Raw genomic sequence first — 17498 nt, 5'->3', positions numbered from 1 at the left:
CGGCTGCCCCGGAGCCTGGGGCGGCTGCGGCGGGGCCTGGGGCGGCTGCGGCGGCTGGTTCGGCGGCTGCTGCGGCTGCTGACCGGGCTGCTGCGGGTAGCCGTACGAAGGATCCTGGGGCGCGCCGAAGCCGCCGGACGGCGGCTGACCGGGCGGTGGTGGCGGCTGCGGCGGCTGGGTCATCGGGTCGTTACCTCTTCACGCCGGCCCATGGCTCCGAATCGGCCTCCCCCGCGACCCCGAGCGGCAAAGCCCCCAGGATGGAGTGAATCAGACATAAGGCTCGGCAATTAACGGCACTTGAGCGGGAGTTCTTTGTACCACTCGCCACCGACACCGCACCGGTGCGGTACGCCGCCACCAAAGGGGCGATACCGGCCCGGGACACTCCCGCGACGCACCCGTTACGCACGCCGCCGACCCCGGGCCGCGGAGTCCGCTACGCGTCCTCCGCCAGCTCCAGCCAGCGCATCTCCAGCTCGTCCTTCTCGTCCTTCAGCTCCCGCAGCTGCGCGTCCAGTTCGGCGACCTTGGTGAAGTCGGTGGCGTTGTCGGCGATCTGCGTGTGCAGCTTCGCCTCCTTCGTACCGATCTTGTCCAGCTGCCGCTCGATCTTCTGCAGTTCCTTCTGCGTCGCCCGGTCCACCGCGGCGGCCTTCTGCTTGGGCGCGGCGGCCGCCGGCGCCGGGGCCGCGGCCTGCGCCATCCGCTCCCGCCGCTCGATGTACTCGTCCAGGCCGCGCGGCAGCATCCGCAGCGCCGCGTCGCCCAGCAGCGCGAACACCCGGTCGGTGGTCCGCTCGACGAAGTACCGGTCGTGGCTGATGACGATCAGCGAGCCGGGCCAGCCGTCGAGCAGGTCCTCCAGCTGCGTCAGCGTCTCGATGTCCAGGTCGTTGGTGGGCTCGTCGAGGAAGAGCACGTTCGGCTCGTCCATCAGCAGCCGCAGGATCTGCAGCCGCCGCCGCTCACCGCCGGAGAGGTCGCCGACCGGCGTCCACTGCTTCTCCTTGGTGAACCCGAACTTCTCGCACAGCTGACCCGCGGTCATCTCCCGGCCCTTGCCGAGGTCCACCCGCTCCCGCACCTGCTGGACGGCCTCCAGCACCCGCAGGGTGGGCTTCAGCTCCGCGACCTCCTGCGAGAGGTAGGCCAGCTTCACGGTCTTCCCGACGATGATCTTCCCGCCGGCGGGCTGCGCCTCGCCCTCCGTGCGCGCCGCGTCGGCCAGCGCCCGCAGCAGCGAGGTCTTGCCCGCGCCGTTGACGCCCACCAGGCCGACCCGCTCGCCGGGGCCCAGCTGCCAGGTGACGTGCTTCAGCAGCACCTTGGGCCCGGCCTGTACGGTCACGTCCTCCAAGTCGAAGACCGTCTTGCCCAGCCGGGAGCTCGCGAACTTCATCAGCTCGGCGTTGTCCCGGGGCGGCGGCACGTCCGCGATCAGCTCGTTGGCGGCCTCGATGCGGAAGCGGGGCTTGCTCGTACGGGCCGGGGCGCCGCGCCGCAGCCAGGCCAGCTCCTTGCGCATGAGGTTCTGCCGCTTGGTTTCTTCGGAGGCCGCGATGCGCTCGCGCTCGGCGCGCGCGAAGACGTAGTCGCTGTAGCCGCCCTCGTACTCGTGCACGTCGCCGCGCTGCACGTCCCACATCCGCGTACAGACCTGGTCCAGGAACCACCGGTCGTGGGTGACGACCACCAGCGCCGAGCGCCGGGCCCGGAGGTGCCGCGCGAGCCAGGAGATGCCCTCGACGTCCAGGTGGTTGGTCGGCTCGTCGAGCACGATCAGGTCCTGCTCGGCGATGAGCAGCTTCGCGAGCGCGATGCGGCGCCGCTCGCCACCGGAGAGCGGGCCGATGACGGTGTCCAGGCCCTGCGGGAAGCCCGGCAGGTCCAGGCCGCCGAAGAGGCCGGTCAGCACGTCGCGGATCTTGGCGTTGCCCGCCCACTCGTGGTCGGCGAGGTCGCCGATCACCTCGTGCCGGACGGTCGCCTCCGGGTCGAGCGAGTCGTGCTGCGTCAGGACACCCAGGCGCAGCCCGTTGACGTGCGTGACGCGGCCGTCGTCCGGGGACTCCAGCTGGGCGAGGATGCGGATCAGGGTCGTCTTGCCGTCACCGTTGCGGCCGACGACGCCGATCCGGTCGCCCTCGTTGACGCCGAGGGAGACGCCGTCGAGCAGCGCGCGCAGTGCGTACGCCTTGCTGACGGCTTCCAGATTGACGAGGTTCGCGGCCATCTCACTCCTGGGCTTCACATCGGTCGGCCTTCCAGCCTAGTCCGGCACACCGGTCACTCCCGCATCGCGTGGGGACCGGTACCGGGGACCGTGCTCAGCCGGTGATCGTCGCGCCCGGGGCCGGGCTGTTCGCAACGCGGGCGGTGCGGCACGTACCAGAGGTCAGAAGGGCGTCGGCGACCGCGGAAGCGGAAGCCCGGTCCGCGGCGAGGAAGGCCGTGGTCGGGCCCGATCCGGAGACCAGGGCGGCGAGCGCGCCCGCCTTGGTGCCCGCTTCCAGGGTCGCGGCGAGCGAGGGGAAGAGCGAGAGCGCTGCGGGCTGCAGGTCGTTGGAGAGGGTCTTGGCCAGCGCCGCGGCGTCGCCCGTGCGCAGCGCGTCCAGCAGCGCCGGGGACGCCTCGGGCGCGGGCACGTCGGTGCCTTCGGTGAGGCGGTCGAACTCGCGGTAGACCGCGGGCGTGGACAGCCCGCCGTCGGCGGCCGCGAAGACCCAGTGGAAGGTGCCGCCCACCTCCAGCGGCGTCAGCCGCTCACCCCGGCCCGTGCCCAGCGCGGCCTCGCCGACCAGGCTGAACGGCACGTCGCTGCCCAGCTCGGCGCAGATGTCGAGCAGTTCCTCGCGGGTGGCCCCTGTCCCCCACAGCGCGTCGCAGGCGAGCAGCGCGCCCGCGCCGTCCGCGCTGCCCCCGGCCATGCCGCCGGCGACCGGGATGTCCTTGGCGATGTGCAGGTGGACGCGCGGCTCGATGCCGTGCCGGGCTGCCAGCAGCTCGGCGGCGCGGGCCGCGAGGTTCGTACGGTCCAGCGGGACCCGGTCGGCGTCCGGCCCCTCGCAGGTGATCGTCAGGGTGTCGGCGGGCGCCGCGGTGACCTCGTCGTACAGGCCGACGGCGAGGAAGACGTTGGCCAGGTCGTGGAAGCCGTCGGCGCGTGCGGCGCCGACCGCCAGCTGGACGTTGACCTTGGCGGGGACGCGGACGGTGACGGCGCGGGGGCTGGACGGGGTCACTGGGCTGCGGCTTCCTTGTGCTCGGCGATGCGGGCGAATTCTTCGACGGTCAGGGCCTCGCCCCGGGCCTGCGGCGAGACGCCCGCAGCGACCAGCGCGGCCTCGGCGGCGGCGGCCGAGCCCGCCCAGCCGGAGAGCGCCGAGCGCAGCGTCTTGCGGCGCTGCGCGAAGGCCGCGTCCACGGCGGCGAAGACCTCTTCGCGGCTGGCGGTGGTCTCCAGGGGCGCCGCGCGGCGGACGAGGGAGACCAGCCCCGAGTCGACGTTGGGCGCGGGCCAGAAGACGTTCCGGCCGATCGCGCCGGCCCGCTTGACCTCGGCGTACCAGTTCGCCTTCACCGACGGCACGCCGTAGACCTTGTTGCCGGGGCGGGCCGCGAGCCGGTCGGCGACCTCGGACTGGACCATGATGAGCGTGCGCTCGATGGTCGGGAAGGTCGCCATCATGTGGAGCAGGACCGGGACGGCGACGTTGTACGGGAGGTTGGCGACCAGCGCGGTGGGTGGCGGGCCCGGCAGCTCGGTGACCTTCATCGCGTCGTCGTGGACCAGCGCGAACCGGTCGGCGCGCTCCGGCATCCGGGCCTCGACCGTCGCGGGCAGCGCGGCCGCCAGCACGTCGTCGATCTCCACGGCCGTGACCCGGTCGGCGGCCTCCAGAAGCGCCAGGGTCAGCGAGCCGAGGCCGGGCCCGACCTCGACGACCACGTCGTCGGGGCGCACCTCGGCCGTCCGCACGATCCGGCGGACGGTGTTGGCGTCGATGACGAAGTTCTGGCCCTTCTGCTTGGTCGGGCGGACGCCCAGCGTCGCGGCCAGTTCGCGGATGTCGGCGGGGCCCAGGAGCGGGCCGGGCTCATCGGTGTTGCTGTTGGTCACTGGTGAAGCTTACGGCCGCACACGGGCCACGGGCTCGCCCCCCGGCTGACGTACAGCTTCTTGGCGCGGTAGGTCTGCTCCTGAGGAGGCGCGTCCTGCGGGGCGCCGGTCCCGCCGAGCGAGTGCCAGGTGGCGCGGTCGAACTGGTACAGCCCGCCGTACGTGCCCGAGGGATCGACCGCGTCGGCCCGGCCGCCGGTCTCGCACTCGGCGAGCCCCCGCCAGTTCAGATGGTCGGCGCCGGCCACGCCGGCGGGCACGGTCGCGGTGCCCACGTGCACGATCTCGCTGCGCGGCACGCTGATCACCTCCTGGCGCAGCAGCCGCGGCCGCTGCCGGACGCCGTTGACGGTACGCAGCTGGTACGTGACCCGGCGCACGCCCTGGTGCCCCTGCTGGACCACCGACTCGGTGCCCTTGAAGAGCGCGGCGTCGGGGACGCGGCGGGTCTCGTAGGCGATCGGCTCCTCGCGGACCTCGCGGGAGCCGGTGACGCGCAGCACGGAGATGGTCTGGCCCTCGCGGGGGAAGCTGTCGAGCGGTACGGAGGTGGTGTCCTGGCCGTGCAGCGCGATGCCGGCCCGGACGAGCGCCGCGCGCACGGTGGCGGCGTTGGTGCGGATGCTGCGCGCGCGCCCGTCGGCCATGAAGGTCACCGTGCGCTCGGTGCGTACGGCCAGTTCGATGCCGTGGCGTGCGATGGGCAGCGACCGCGAGGCGGAGATGTACGCGCCTTCGGCCCGCACGCCGAGCTGGCGCAGCGCGCCCTCGACGGTGCGCGCGGTGGTCCACACCCGGCGGCGGTGGCCGTCCACGGTGAGCACGACGGGCCGGCCGTACCGCACGGCCACCTCGTCGCCGCTGGTCAGCGGGGCGTCCGGGCCGGGCGCGACGATGTCGTGCGGGCCGATCGGTACACCTTCGGAGGCCAGCAGCTCGCCGACGTCCCCGGCGAAGGTGTGCAGCCGCCGCGGGCTGCCGTCGACGCTGAGGCGTACGGCCTTGTCGTGCGCGACGAACGCGGTCGTGCCGCCCGCGAGGAACGCGACGACCAGCGCCTGCGGGACCAGCCTGCGCAGCCCCTCGGGCCGCTCGACGAACCGCTTGCGCCGGGCCGCGCGCCGGGCGGCGGCACGGCCCGCGGACCGGCCTCCGATGACCGGCGGCTGGTCGTACGACTGCGGCTCGGGGCGCGGCGGTTCGTAAGACTGCTGCTCGGGCAGCCACGGTGCGTACGACTGCGGGCGCGGCGGTGCGTACGACTGTGCGACGTACGTGTCGTACACCTGGAGCTCGTCCGGCGGCCCGTACGGACCGTAGCCCTGGGTCCGGGGGCCCTCCGTCCCGTCGTACGACTGCGGCGGCCCGTATCCGTATCCGTACGCCTGCGAATGACTCACGACGCTCCACTTGCCCGGGACCGGTTGACGGGCCGGAATGTAGTGGAGAGCGGGAGCACTCCGCAGACGGCTCAGTAGTCGAAAGCGCGGGCCGTGTTGGCCGCGACGGCCGTGGCCAGCGCGTCCTCGTCCATGCCCTTGACCTCGGCCATGGCCCGCAGCGTGACCGGAATGAGGTACGGCGCGTTAGGCCGACCGCGGTACGGCGCGGGGGTCAGGAAGGGCGCGTCGGTCTCGACGAGCACCAGCTCGGCCGGGGCGACGGCCAGCGCGTCCCGCAGCGGCTGGGCGTTCTTGAACGTGACGTTCCCGGCGAAGGACATGAAGTACCCGGCCTCGGCGCACACCTTCGCCATCTCCGCGTCGCCGGAGTAGCAGTGGAAGACGGTCCGCTCGGGCGCGCCCTCCTCGCGCAGCACCCGCAGCACGTCGTCGTGCGCCTCGCGGTCGTGGATGACCAGGGCCTTGCCGTGCCGCTTGGCGATCTCGATGTGCGCGCGGAAGGACCGCTCCTGCGCGGCCATGCCCTCCGGGCCGGTACGGAAGTAGTCGAGCCCGGTCTCGCCGACGCCGCGGACGTGCGGCAGCGCGGCCAGCGCGTCGATCTCCGCGAGCGCCTCGTCCAGCGCCGCGTCGCCGCCCGCCTCCCTGGCGCCCTGACGCGACCATCCGTCGGGGTCACCGAGGACGATGCGCGGCGCCTCGTTCGGATGCAGCGCCACCGCCGCGTGCACCGCCTCGTGGGCCGCGGCGGTCTCCGCGGCCCAGCGCGAGCCCTTCACGTCGCAGCCCACCTGGACCACCGTGGTCACGCCGACGGCCGCGGCCTTGGCGAGGGCCTCTTCGACCGTGCCCGTCTGCATGTCCAGGTGGGTGTGCGAATCCGCTACGGAGACCCCGAGCGGCTCGGGCAGCGGCGGCGGTGCGTCCTTCGAGCTCATACCTCGATCCTATGAGCACCGCGGTACCGGGCTACCTGCGGTGGTGCTGGAAGGGGTGCAGCAGGTCGGACAGGTGCCAGTGGTGGCCGCGCCGCGCGGACGCGTCACCGCCGGGGTCGCCGGCCGGACCGGTCGTGGGCTGCGGCTTGCGCGGCGCGTAGAGCCGCTCGGCGGCCGCCGAGACCATGGAAACCTGACCGGCCCGCATGATCCGGACTATGTTCCCGCCGCACTGGCGGCAGGTGGGCCTGGTCAGAGGTGACGGGACGCGCTCGCCGTCCGCGTAGTAGACGACGCGCGGTGCGCCGGACACGTCCACGTGGTGCTCGATGTCGTAGGACTGCTCCCAGCCGTGCCCGCATTTCATGCAGGCGAAGGAGTACGCCTCGTGTGCGGAGGGCTCGGTTCCGGGCGTGTGCGGGGTCCCGCTCGTGGTTCCCACAGGTTCAGTCATCGCAGCTCCTCTTGTCCGCTGGACAAGCTCTCGGGGACGAACGCCCCAGTTCCAGTGGACGCCTTTCCGAGCTGCGACGCAGCAAAGGTTCTTCCTATTGGCCCAGATTTGAGCGGGCCGAGGAAAAGAACCTCACCGGGCCGACCTGCTCTTTACCTTTCAGACCGGTCATTTACCCGCACGAGAATCACCACGCTCCGCATTCTTTGCCGCCACGACCGCATCGAAGACCTCCCGCTTGGGTACGCCGGCCTCGGCCGCGACCCCCGCGATGGCCTCCTTGCGCCGCTCACCGGCCTCCTCACGGACCCGCACCCGCCGCACCAGCTCCTCGGGGCCCAGATCGCCGGGCCCCGGCTCGGGCGCCCCCTCCACCACGATCGTGATCTCGCCGCGTACGCCGTCGGCCGCCCACTCGGCCAGCTCCTCCAGCGGGCCGCGGCGCACCTCCTCGTACGTCTTCGTCAGCTCGCGGCAGACGGCGGCGCGCCGCTCCTTGCCGAAGGCCTCCGCCATCGCGGCGAGGGTGTCGGCCAGCCGGTGCGGCGCCTCGAAGTAGACGAGCGTGCGCCGCTCGTCGGCGACCTCCTTCAGCCGGCCGAGCCGCTCCCCCGCCTTGCGGGGCAGGAAGCCCTCGAAGCAGAAGCGGTCCACCGGCAGCCCGGAGACGGCGAGCGCGGTGAGCACGGCGGACGGGCCGGGCACGGCCGTCACCTTCACGCCACGCTCCACCGCCGCGGCCACCAGGCGGTAGCCGGGGTCGGAGACCGAGGGCATGCCCGCGTCGGTGACCAGCAGCACCCGCGCGCCGCCCGCCAGCGCGTCGGCCAGCTCCGGGGTGCGCGCCGACTCGTTCCCCTCGAAGTACGACACCACCCGCCCGGTGGTGTGCACGCCCAGCGCGGTCGTCAGGCGGCGCAGCCTGCGGGTGTCCTCGGCCGCGATCACGTCGGCGGCGAGCAGCTCGGCGGCCAGCCGCGGCGGCGCGTCCTCGGTGTCGCCGATGGGGGTCCCTGCGAGTACGAGCGTTCCAGTCACGGCCCCATCCTTTCAGGCGCGGCCGCGTCCTTCCCGCCGCGCCGGGAGACGGGCCTCTCACAGGCCGCTTCCCTACGATGGCCCGGTGACGAGTGACACCGCGACCAACGACCGGCGCGCAGGCGACCGCGGCAGGGCCCCGGTGGCCGCCGGGGCCACCGCCCGCGCCGCGCAGGCGACCCAGGACGGCGTCCTGGCGCCGACCGCCTGGCTGCGGCGGCTGCGCCGCTTCGGCTACACCGCACGCCCGGAGCGGGACGTGCGGACCCGGCTGCTCGCACCCTTCCCCGCGCCGCGCGTCTCGCCCGGCGCGGCCCGCCTCGCCGCGTGGGGCCTGCCCGCCCTGGTCGCGCTGCTCGCCGGCATCCTGCGCTTCTGGCGGCTGGGCAGCCCGGACAAGGTGATATTCGACGAGACGTACTACCCCAAGGACGCCTGGTCCCTGCTGCAGTACGGCTACGAGGGCACGTGGGCGAAGAACGCCAACGACGCGCTCGTCGGCCACCCGTCACACCTCCTGCTCAGCCCCGAGCACTCCTACGTCGTCCACCCGCCCATCGGGAAGTGGATGATCGCGCTGGGCGAGTGGGCCTTCGGCATGAACCCCTTCGGCTGGCGTTTCATGACGGCCCTGCTCGGCACCCTCTCGGTACTGATGCTCTGCCGCATCGGCCGCCGCCTGCTGCGCTCCACCGCCCTGGGCTGCCTGGCGGGCCTGCTGCTGGCCGTCGACGGCCTGCACTTCGTCATGAGCCGCACGGCGCTCCTCGACATCATCGTCATGTTCTGGGCGCTGGCCGCGTTCGGCTGCCTGCTGCTCGACCGGGACCGCACCCGCGCCCGGCTCGCCGCGGCGCTGCCCATTGGCGAGGACGGTCTCGCTCGCCCGGACGACGCGGTCGGCGACCGGCTGCGGCTCGGGTGGCGCCCCTGGCGGCTGGCGGCCGGGCTCTGTCTCGGACTCTCCGCCGCCACCAAGTGGAACGGCCTGTACTTCCTCGCCGCCTTCGCCCTCATGTCGGTCCTGTGGGACGCCGGCGCCCGGCGCACGGCGGGCGCCCGCCACCCGTACCGCTCGGCCCTCCGCCGCGACGTGCTGCCCGCCTTCCTCTCCACCGTCGTCCTCGCGGCGGCCGCCTACCTCGCGTCCTGGACCGGCTGGATCGCCACCAAGGGCGGCTACTACCGCGACTGGGCCACCACCCCCGACGGCCGCGCCGCCGGCTGGACCTGGCTGCCGGACTGGCTGCGCAGCCTGTGGCACTACCAGCACGAGGTGTACGAGTTCCACACCCACCTGACGAGCACCCACACCTACCAGTCCAACCCCTGGAGCTGGCTGGTCCTGGGCCGCCCCGTCTCCTACTTCTACGAGGACCCCAAGGCGGGCCAGGACGGCTGCACCGCGGCGGAGGGCTGCGCCCGCGAGGTCCTCGCGCTCGGCACCCCGCTCCTGTGGTGGGCCGCCTGCTTCGCGCTGCTCTACGTCCTCTACCGCTGGCTGTTCAAGCGGGACTGGCGGGCCGGCGCCATCGCCTGCGGCATCGCGGCGGGCTACCTCCCCTGGTTCCTCTACCAGGAGCGGACGATCTTCCTCTTCTACGCGGTCGTCTTCATCCCGTTCCTGTGCCTGGCGGTGGCGATGATGCTCGGCGCCATCGTCGGACGGCCCCACGACGGCCCTGTCACGGAGCCGAGGCTGCTCCTCACCGGCGACCGCCGCCGCGCGGCCGGCATCGTAGCGGCGGGCATCCTGGTCCTGCTCATCGTGTGGAACTTCATTTATTTCTATCCCGTATACACAGGGCTACCGATCCCCAAGAGCGCATGGCAGGCACGGATGTGGCTGGACTCCTGGGTATGAGGGTGCGGCGGGGAACGGCCGGGTTCGGATGTGACCTTTCCGTGACCGCCGCATCGACTGAGTGTCACCGTACCGATGCTGTAACGAGACGCGCGAGGGTCACTCCAATACCCCGTGTCCCATAGAGTGCGCTGCACGTTCTTGTGTCGGGTTTCCAGGGACGGCCACGCTTCTTCAGGAGGGGAACGGTAAGTCATGCGCCGCGAGGTGAGGTACGGGCTGATCGGCGGGGCGATCGCCCTGGTCGCGGGAGGCGTCGGCGGGTACACCCTGATGGGAAGTTCCGGTGACGAGACCCCGCGGCAGGAGGTCATGTCGGCGGACGGCAAGTCCACCGACGGCGGGTCCTCGGTGAAGACCGGGCCGCTGTCCGCGAAGGAAGTGAAGACCGCCGCCACCGGGTTCCTGGACGCCTGGCAGTCGGGCGAGGTCGCCAAGGCCGCGAAGCTGACCGACGACGCCGAGGCGGCCACCACCGCGCTGACCGGCGTCGCCAAGCAGGCCCACATCGAGCGGGTGACGCTCACCCCCGGGACCCGCAAGGGCGACGAGGTGCCGTACCAGGTGTCCGGGCAGATCTCGTACCAGGGCAAGAGCGCCCCCGTCTCGTACGCCACCTCCCTCACCGTCGAGCGGGACAAGACCACCGGCGAGCCGGTCGTCGACTGGCGGCCCACGATCGTGCACCCCGGCCTCGGCGAGGGTGACACGCTGCGCACGGGCGAGAGCGAGGCGCCGCCCATCAAGGCGGTGGACCGCAACGGCACCGAGATCACCAAGGACAGCAACCCCGAGCTGGCCGGCGTCCTCGCCAGCCTGCGCGACAAGTACGGCGACAAGGCCGGCGGCACCCCCGGCGTCGAGTTCTTCATCCAGCGCGCCAAGAGCGACAACAAGGCCGCGCAGAAGCCGGACCAGACCCTGAAGGTCCTCTCCAAGGGCACCCCCGGCACGCTGAAGACCACCCTGGACGCCAAGATGCAGGCCGCGGCCCAGAAGGCGGTCGCCACCAAGAGCAAGGCGTCGGCGGTCGCGGTCAAGCCCAGCACCGGCGAGATCCTGGCCATCGCCAACTCGCCCGAGAAGGGCTTCAACGTCGCCACGCAGGGCTCGCTGGCCCCCGGCTCCACGATGAAGGTCGTCACCTCGTCGATGCTCATCGACAAGGGCCTGACCTCGCCGAACAAGGCGCACCCGTGTCCGAAGTACGTGACGTACGGCGGCTGGAAGTTCCAGAACCTCAACAAGTCCGAGATCAAGAACGGCACCTTCGCGCAGAGCTTCGCCGCCTCCTGCAACAACGCCTTCATCTCGCAGGCGAAGAAGCTGCACGACGACGACCTGACCAAGCAGGCCCGGGACGTCTTCGGCCTCGGCCAGACCTGGAACACCGGCATCCCCAGCTTCGACGGCAACGTCCCGGTGCAGAGCGACGCCCAGATGGCCGCCTCGCTCATCGGCCAGGGCGGCGTCCGGATGAACCCGCTGAACGTCGCCTCCATCGCGGCCACCGTCCAGTCCGGCGGCTTCCACCAGCCGTACATCGTCTCCCCGGACGTCGACCACCGGACGCTGGCCAAGGCGTCCCGGAACATGAAGCCGGACACCGCGTCCGCGCTGAAGTACCTGATGAAGCTGACCGCCACGTCCGGCACCGGTGCCGAGGCGATGTCCGGGCTCAGCGGTGACATCGGCGCCAAGACCGGCTCCGCCGAGGTCGACAACCAGAAGAAGCCGAACGCCTGGTTCACCGCCTACCGCGGCGACCTCGCGGCCGCCGCCGTCGTCCCCGCCAGCGGCCACGGCGGCGACAACGCGGGCCCGGTGGTCCGCGCCATCCTCAACCAGGGCTGAGCGCAGCCCTTACCGGAAGGGGGTCGTCCACATCGCGGACGGCCCCCTTTTCCCGGTCGCATGGCCCGTACAGCTTTCGCTAGCGTGCGGGCCATGAGTACTTCAGCCGACGCTCATCCCCTGTTCGCCGCCGCCCTGCGCGAGCTGGGCCTCGAAGTCGCGGTACGCCGCTTCCCCGACGCCACCCGCACCGCGGCGCAGGCCGCCGCCGCCGTCGGCTGCGAGCCCGCCGAGATCGTCAAGTCGCTGGTCTTCGAGGCGGACGGGGTCCCCGTCCTGGTCCTCATGGACGGTGCCTCCCGGGTGGATCTGGAGAAGGTCCGCGCCGAACTGGGCGCGGACCACGTCGGCCGGGCGAACGCCGACCTCGTCCGCGAGACCACCGGCTACGCCATCGGCGGCGTACCGCCCTTCGGGCACCGCACCCGTACCACCGTCCTGGCCGACCGGGGGCTGCTGGCGCACGGCACGGTCTGGGCCGCCGCCGGCACCCCGCACACCGTCTTCCCGCTCGACCCCAAGTCGCTCATCGAGCACGCCGGCGGCCGCGTCGTGGACGTCCGCGAGCGCACCCCGTGACCCCGCTCGTCGTCGCGGCGGTACTGGCCGCCGCCGTCACCCACGCCGCCTGGAACGCGATCGCCCACGGCATCAAGGACCAGCTGCTCGCCTTCACCCTCGTCGGCTCCGGCGGCGCCGTCTGCGGCGCGGTGCTCGCCGCGCTCTCGCCGCTGCCCGCCTCCGGCGCCTGGCCGTTCCTGATCGGCTCGGCGATCCTGCACGTCGTCTACCAGGCGCTGCTCATGCGGTCCTTCCGGCTCGGCGACTTCGGGCAGATGTACCCGATCGCGCGCGGCACCGCGCCGCTCGTGGTCACCGTCCTCGCCGCGGTCTTCGTCCACGAACTGCCCGACGCGTGGGCGCTGACCGGCGTCGCGCTCGCCTCCGCCGGCCTCCTCGGCGTCGCCCTGTGGGGCATCCGCGGCTCCGGCGCCCGGCCGCACTGGCCCGCGATCATCGCCGCGGTCGCCACGGGCCTGGCGATCGCCTCGTACACGACGGTCGACGGCGTCGGCGTACGCGCCTCCGGCACGCCGCTGGGCTACATCGGCTGGCTGATGCTCCTGGAGGGCATCGCGATCCCCGCGTACGCGCTGGCCTCGCGGGGCCGCGCGCTCTTCGCCGAGCTGCGCCCCTTCGCCGCCCGCGGGCTGCTCGGCGGCGTGCTCTCGGTCTTCGCGTACGGGCTGGTCCTGTGGGCCCAGACCCGCGCACCGCTCGCACCGATCGCGGCGCTCCGCGAGTCCTCGATCATCGTCGGCGCCGCGATCGGCGCGATCTTCTTGAAGGAACGCTTCGGGGCGCCGCGGATCGCGGCGGCGGGGCTGATGGTCGTCGGCATCGGGCTGATGCTGCACACGAGTTAGGTCGTGGGTTTTTCGCGGGGCTGCCGCCCCGCACACACCCTCAGACCGTCGTCCGCAGCGCGCGCACAAGCGCCTGTGCGCGCGGGTCCGCCGTGACGTTCTTCTGCATGCCGTTGGTCGTGTAGCCGAAGGAGAGACCCGATTCGGGGTCGGCGAAGGCGAGGGCGCCGCCGCGGCCCGGGTGGCCGAAGGAGCCGGGGGCGAGCAGCGGGGCCGCGGGGCCGTGCAGCATGTAGCCCAGGCCGAAGCGCGAGGAGGCGATGAGCGTACGGTCCGGGCCTGCGGACTCCTCGGTACGGGCCAGCGTCAGCGTCGCGGGCGCGAAGAGGCGGGGGTGGCCGTCCACCGGGCCCATGAGCGCCGCGTACAGACGGGCCAGGGCGCGGGCCGTGGCGATGCCGTTGGAGCCGGGGAGCTGCGCGGCGCGGAACTCGGGGGCGTTCTCGTCGGCGTGCGGGGAGATCGCCCCGAAGGCGCGGCGGGTGAGGGAGGTGGGATCGTCGTACGCCTCGGCGACGGACCGCTTGGGCCGTACCTTGAGGCCCGCCCCGTCGGGGGCCGGCGGCGGGGAGACCTCGGCCAGGCGCCCGACCCGGCCGCGTGCGGCCTCCGCTTCGGGGAGGCCGATCCACAGGTCCAGGCCGAGCGGCCCGGCTATCTCCTCGGCGACGAACGCGCCGATCGTGCGGCCGGTGACCCGCAGGACCAGCTCCGAGAGGAGCCAGCTGTACGTCTGGGCGTGGTAGCCGTGGTCCGTGCCGGGGGCCCAGGCCGGCGCCTGCGCGGCCACCGCGGCGGGGCCGCTGACGCCGTCGACGGCCTGCGCGGGGGTGAGCGGGGTGTCCAGTACCGGTACGCCCGCGCGGTGCGAGAGCAGGTGGCGGACGAGCGTGCGCTCCTTGCCCGCGGCCTTGTACTCGGGCCAGTACGTGCCGACCGGCGCGTCCAGGTCGAGCTGGCCGCGCTGGTGGAGGAGGAGCGGTACGACGGCGGCGACGCCCTTGGTCGCGGAGCGGATGAGCTGCGCGGTGCCCTCTTCCCAGGGCGCTTCCGTACCCACGGCGCCCGCGTCCCCGTCCCGGACCCCCGCCCACAGATCGACGACCTTGCGCCCGTGCCGATAAGCGGCGACCGCCGCCCCACGCTCGCCGCGCCGCGCGAAGTTCGCCGCGAAGGCATCGCGGACCGGCTCATAGCCGGCCTCGACCGTGCCGTGGACGTCCACCACTGGTTCCCGCTTCCCACTCATCCGTCGCGTTTGTGACCCATCCATGGTGCAACGCGCCGATCAGTGCTGATGACCAGGAACCCGCTGCCCGTGGGGAGGGTCACAGGGACGAGTCCGCTCCCGGCGCCGCGACGGGGCCGCAGGTCACACGGGTGCGGTCACCGAGCGGGGGTCGAAGCCGAAGGGCAGTTCCAGCCGGTGCGCGGCCATCAGGTCCGCGTCGGAGAGCAGGTCCTGGGTCCGGCCGTCGGCGGTGATCACGCCGCCGGAGAGGACGACCGAACGGGGGCAGAGCTCCAGCGCGTACGGGAGGTCGTGGGTGACCATCAGGACCGTGACGTCCAGGGAGCGCAGTACGTCGGCGAGTTCGCGGCGGGAGGCCGGGTCGAGGTTGGAGGAGGGCTCGTCCAGGACGAGGATCTCGGGGCGCATGGCGAGGACGGTGGCGACCGCGACCCGGCGGCGCTGGCCGAAGGAGAGGTGGTGCGGGGGCCGGTCGGCGAAGCCCGCCATGCCGACCCGGTCGAGGGCCTCGATGACGCGCTCCTCCAGCTCGGCGCCCCGGAGGCCCGCCGCGGCGGGGCCGAACGCGACGTCCTCGCGCACGGTCGGCATGAAGAGCTGGTCGTCGGGGTCCTGGAAGACGATGCCGACGCGGCGGCGGATCTCCGCGAGGTTGCGCTTGGCCACGGGGAGGCCGGCGACGGCGACGGTGCCGGCGCCCGCTTCGAGGATGCCGTTGAGGTGGAGTACGAGGGTGGTCTTGCCGGCGCCGTTCGGGCCGAGCAGGGCCACCCGCTCGCCGCGGGCGACGGTCAGGTCGACGCCGAAGAGGGCCTGGTGGCCGTCGGGGTAGGCGTAGGCGAGGCCGGAGACGTCGAGGGAGGGGGCTGTGGTGTTCATAGGGTCCATCCGAGGAGGCAGACGGCGAGGGCGGCGAGGGGGAGCACCGCGGCGGAGGTCCACTGGGCGCGGTCGGCGGTCACCTCGTCGGTGACGGGCATCGTGCCGGTGTAGCCGCGGCTGACCATCGCGAGATGGACGCGCTCGCCGCGCTCGTAGGAGCGGATGAAGAGCGCGCCGGCGGACTTGGCGAGGACGCCCCAGTGGCGGACGCCGCGCGCTTCGAAGCCGCGCGAGACGCGGGCGATGCGCATCCGCCGCATCTCGTCGGTGATCACGTCGCCGTAGCGGATCATGAAGGACGCGATCTGGACGAGCATCGGGGGCATCTTCAGGCGCTGCAGGCCGAGGAGGAGCGCGCGGAGTTCGGTGGTGGAGGCGAGGAGGACCGATGCCGCGACGCCGAGGGTGCCCTTCGCGAGGATGTTCCAGGCGCCCCACAGGCCGGACTCGCTGAGCGACATGCCGAGGGCATGCACCCGCGGGCCCTCGGCGACGAACGGCATGAGCAGCGCGAACGCCACGAACGGCACCTCGATGAGGAGCCGCTTGAGGAGGAAGCCGGCGGGGACGCGGGCCGCCGCCGCGACCGCCGCGAGGAAGACTGCGTACAGGCCGAAGGCCCAGACCGCCTCGCGGGGCGTGGAGACGACGATCAGTACGAAGCCGAAGACGGCCGCGATCTTGCAGTGCGCGGGGAGCGCGTGCACGGGCGAGTGCCCGTGCCGGTAGAGCTTGTGAGCGTGTCCCGCACCCATGTCAGACCTGCTGCGGGGTGCGGTCGTCGGTGGCGGACGCGTCCGCGGCGTCGCGACGGCGGCGGATGACGACGAAGACGCCCGTGCCGACGGCCAGGGTCGCGCCGACGCCGATCACGCCGGCCAGGCCGCCGGAGAGCCGGGCGTCGGTGATGTCCTTGACGCTGTAGTCGGCGAGCGGGGAGTCCTTGGCGGCGTGGTCCTTCGCCTGCTTGTCGATGCCCTGGTCGTGGGCGACCTTCTCCAGGCCGTCGGGGCTGGCGGAGGCGTAGTAGCTGATGCCGCCGGCGCAGACCAGCGCCGCGGCGACGCCGGCGAGCCAGACGCGCTTGGTGGAGCGGTGGGCGGGCGCCGGAGCGGGAGTCTTGGGCTCGGCCTCGGCCGTGGGAGCCGCCTCGGACGCGGCGATGGGGGCTGCGGGCTCGGGACGGGGTGCGCCAGGTGCCGTGGGGGCGGCGACAGGGACGACCTTCAGTTCGAGCGGCTTGCTGAGGCCGCGGGCGCCGTACACGAGGTCGGGCCGTACGGCGATCACCGCGCCGACCGTGAGCGCGGTGATGACGGCCTCGCCGATGCCGATGAGGACGTGCACGCCGACCATGGCGGTCAGCACCTTGCCGGTGGAGACGTCCGCGGTGCCGCCGAGCGCGTAGATCAGGGTGAAGACGAGGGCGGCGGCCGGGACGGAGACCAGGGCGGCGACGAAGCTCGCGACCGTGATCGAGCGGCGCTTGCGGGGCAGCACCTTCACCAGGCCGCGGAAGATCAAGTAGGCGACGACCGTCGTGGTCAGCGCCATGTCCGTGATGTTGACGCCGAGCGCGGTGAGGCCGCCGTCGGCGAAGAGGACGCCCTGCATGAGGAGGACGACGGAGACGCAGAGGACGCCGGTGTACGGGCCGACGAGTATCGCCGCGAGCGCCCCGCCGAGGAGGTGGCCGCTGGTGCCGGCGGCGACCGGGAAGTTCAGCATCTGTACGGCGAAGATGAACGCGGCGACGAGGCCGGCGAGCGGCGCGGTGCGCTCACCGCCGAGGCCGTCGCCGCCCAGCTCGCGGCGGGCGCCGCGCAGGCTGACCGCGACGGCGGCCGCGGCGACCGCACCGGTCGCCACCGAGACCGGGGCGTTGATGAATCCGTCGGGGACATGCATGGCTGGGCTCTCCGCTCGTGGTCGTAACCCACTCATGGTGGTCGTACTGCAAATCATGTGCAAGAGCGCCCATACTGCGGAACTGCCCGTTCGGGGAGGTCACTCCCCCTGCGTCCGTCGTGGGCACCCCGGCCGGCACCGACAAAAGGCGGTAATCCACCTCTTTTCATCGGCTCTGCGGCGACCGCGGAACGTTTTGTTCCGTACCGGAAGGGGCGCGGTATGACATCTGCCACCACCGCGTGCGGCACTGGCGTACGCCCGGAGGGAAGCGTGGGGCACAGTTCCACACACCGTCACCCCTTGGGGTGAGTTATGGGAGTCGAGTTGCCGCGGCCTGCCGGGGCCGAAACGA

General features: G+C 72.8%; 15 protein-coding genes and 1 pseudogene. 4 read left to right on the top strand and 12 right to left on the bottom strand.

Going from position 1 to position 17498, the window contains the following annotated elements; translation table 11 throughout:
• From ABT381_RS21340 to rsmI, 8 genes and pseudogenes are all read right to left on the bottom strand, one after another.
• Positions 1-183 (bottom strand): annotated as a pseudogene (locus ABT381_RS21340) (outer membrane protein assembly factor BamB family protein); the annotation flags it as partial.
• A 256-nt stretch (positions 184-439) separates the two neighbouring features.
• On the bottom strand, positions 440-2236 hold the full coding sequence (locus tag ABT381_RS21335) for an ABC-F family ATP-binding cassette domain-containing protein (protein ID WP_351596524.1): 1797 nt from the start codon (positions 2234-2236) through the stop codon (positions 440-442).
• A gap of 94 nt (positions 2237-2330) precedes the next feature.
• Positions 2331-3245, bottom strand: coding sequence for a 4-(cytidine 5'-diphospho)-2-C-methyl-D-erythritol kinase (locus tag ABT381_RS21330; RefSeq protein ID WP_351596521.1), 915 nt, complete (start codon positions 3243-3245; stop codon positions 2331-2333).
• Positions 3242-4123 carry a 16S rRNA (adenine(1518)-N(6)/adenine(1519)-N(6))-dimethyltransferase RsmA gene (rsmA, locus tag ABT381_RS21325; RefSeq protein ID WP_351596518.1) on the bottom strand — a complete coding sequence of 294 codons (882 nt, stop codon included), beginning with the start codon at positions 4121-4123 and terminating at the stop codon, positions 3242-3244. The genes ABT381_RS21330 and rsmA overlap by 4 nt, the downstream gene beginning before the upstream one ends.
• On the bottom strand, positions 4120-5523 hold the full coding sequence (locus ABT381_RS21320; protein ID WP_351596515.1) for a ubiquitin-like domain-containing protein: 1404 nt from the start codon (positions 5521-5523) through the stop codon (positions 4120-4122). Before ABT381_RS21320 ends, rsmA begins: the two co-directional genes overlap by 4 nt.
• A 71-nt stretch (positions 5524-5594) precedes the next feature.
• Positions 5595-6464, bottom strand: a complete 870-nt coding sequence (locus ABT381_RS21315; protein ID WP_351596512.1) for a TatD family hydrolase — start codon at positions 6462-6464, stop codon at positions 5595-5597.
• A gap of 31 nt (positions 6465-6495) precedes the next feature.
• Positions 6496-6918 (bottom strand): hypothetical protein, encoded by a 423-nt coding sequence (locus ABT381_RS21310; RefSeq protein WP_351596509.1) that lies wholly within the window; start codon positions 6916-6918, stop codon positions 6496-6498.
• A 168-nt stretch (positions 6919-7086) separates the two neighbouring features.
• A complete protein-coding gene (gene rsmI / locus ABT381_RS21305; protein ID WP_351596506.1) occupies positions 7087-7956 on the bottom strand; it encodes a 16S rRNA (cytidine(1402)-2'-O)-methyltransferase in 870 nt (289 codons plus the stop codon).
• An 85-nt stretch (positions 7957-8041) separates the two neighbouring features.
• Here rsmI and ABT381_RS21300 point away from each other — a divergent pair, with 85 nt between their 5' ends.
• The 4 genes from ABT381_RS21300 (at position 8042) to ABT381_RS21285 (ending at position 13101) form a co-directional block, all read left to right on the top strand.
• Positions 8042-9820, top strand: coding sequence for a dolichyl-phosphate-mannose--protein mannosyltransferase (locus ABT381_RS21300; RefSeq protein WP_467754534.1), 1779 nt, complete (start codon positions 8042-8044; stop codon positions 9818-9820).
• 195 nt (positions 9821-10015) lie between these two features.
• Positions 10016-11674 (top strand): penicillin-binding transpeptidase domain-containing protein, encoded by a 1659-nt coding sequence (locus tag ABT381_RS21295; RefSeq protein ID WP_351596503.1) that lies wholly within the window; start codon positions 10016-10018, stop codon positions 11672-11674.
• Between the two features lie 93 nt (positions 11675-11767).
• Entirely contained in the window at positions 11768-12253 is a 486-nt protein-coding gene (locus ABT381_RS21290; protein ID WP_351596501.1) for a YbaK/EbsC family protein, read from the top strand.
• The gene (locus tag ABT381_RS21285; RefSeq protein WP_351596498.1) at positions 12250-13101 is read left to right on the top strand and encodes an EamA family transporter; all 852 of its coding nucleotides are present in this window, start codon (positions 12250-12252) and stop codon (positions 13099-13101) included. The genes ABT381_RS21290 and ABT381_RS21285 overlap by 4 nt, the downstream gene beginning before the upstream one ends.
• Positions 13102-13141: 40 nt before the next feature.
• On the opposite strand, the gene ABT381_RS21280 is transcribed toward ABT381_RS21285, so the two are convergent.
• From ABT381_RS21280 to ABT381_RS21265, 4 genes are all read right to left on the bottom strand, one after another.
• Complete coding sequence (locus tag ABT381_RS21280) at positions 13142-14350, bottom strand: serine hydrolase domain-containing protein (RefSeq protein ID WP_351596495.1); 1209 nt, start codon at positions 14348-14350, stop codon at positions 13142-13144.
• A 123-nt stretch (positions 14351-14473) separates the two neighbouring features.
• Positions 14474-15232: an energy-coupling factor ABC transporter ATP-binding protein gene (locus ABT381_RS21275; protein ID WP_351596492.1), complete on the bottom strand. Its 759-nt coding sequence runs from the start codon at positions 15230-15232 to the stop codon at positions 14474-14476.
• Complete coding sequence (cbiQ, locus tag ABT381_RS21270; protein WP_351596490.1) at positions 15229-15990, bottom strand: cobalt ECF transporter T component CbiQ; 762 nt, start codon at positions 15988-15990, stop codon at positions 15229-15231. Before cbiQ ends, ABT381_RS21275 begins: the two co-directional genes overlap by 4 nt.
• A 1-nt stretch (position 15991) precedes the next feature.
• Positions 15992-17143: an energy-coupling factor ABC transporter permease gene (locus tag ABT381_RS21265; RefSeq protein ID WP_351596488.1), complete on the bottom strand. Its 1152-nt coding sequence runs from the start codon at positions 17141-17143 to the stop codon at positions 15992-15994.
• Positions 17144-17498 lie beyond the last annotated feature (355 nt).

It is taken from the genome of Streptomyces sp. NPDC000151 (assembly GCF_040301705.1).
Classification (GTDB): domain Bacteria; phylum Actinomycetota; class Actinomycetes; order Streptomycetales; family Streptomycetaceae; genus Streptomyces.
This window is presented reverse-complemented; position numbering and strand designations above follow the sequence as displayed.

Excerpts from the sequence above, each read along its gene's own strand:
- ABT381_RS21275 (WP_351596492.1), bottom strand. The coding sequence starts at position 15,232 with ATGAACACCACAGCCCCCTCCCTCGACGTCTCCGGCCTCGCCTACGCC.
- ABT381_RS21315 (WP_351596512.1), bottom strand. The coding sequence starts at position 6,464 with ATGAGCTCGAAGGACGCACCGCCGCCGCTGCCCGAGCCGCTCGGGGTC.
- ABT381_RS21335 (WP_351596524.1), bottom strand. The coding sequence starts at position 2,236 with ATGGCCGCGAACCTCGTCAATCTGGAAGCCGTCAGCAAGGCGTACGCA.
- ABT381_RS21295 (WP_351596503.1), top strand. The coding sequence starts at position 10,016 with ATGCGCCGCGAGGTGAGGTACGGGCTGATCGGCGGGGCGATCGCCCTG.
- cbiQ (WP_351596490.1), bottom strand. The coding sequence starts at position 15,990 with ATGGGTGCGGGACACGCTCACAAGCTCTACCGGCACGGGCACTCGCCC.
- ABT381_RS21290 (WP_351596501.1), top strand. The coding sequence starts at position 11,768 with ATGAGTACTTCAGCCGACGCTCATCCCCTGTTCGCCGCCGCCCTGCGC.
- ABT381_RS21265 (WP_351596488.1), bottom strand. The coding sequence starts at position 17,143 with ATGCATGTCCCCGACGGATTCATCAACGCCCCGGTCTCGGTGGCGACC.
- ABT381_RS21280 (WP_351596495.1), bottom strand. The coding sequence starts at position 14,350 with ATGAGTGGGAAGCGGGAACCAGTGGTGGACGTCCACGGCACGGTCGAG.
- ABT381_RS21310 (WP_351596509.1), bottom strand. The coding sequence starts at position 6,918 with ATGACTGAACCTGTGGGAACCACGAGCGGGACCCCGCACACGCCCGGA.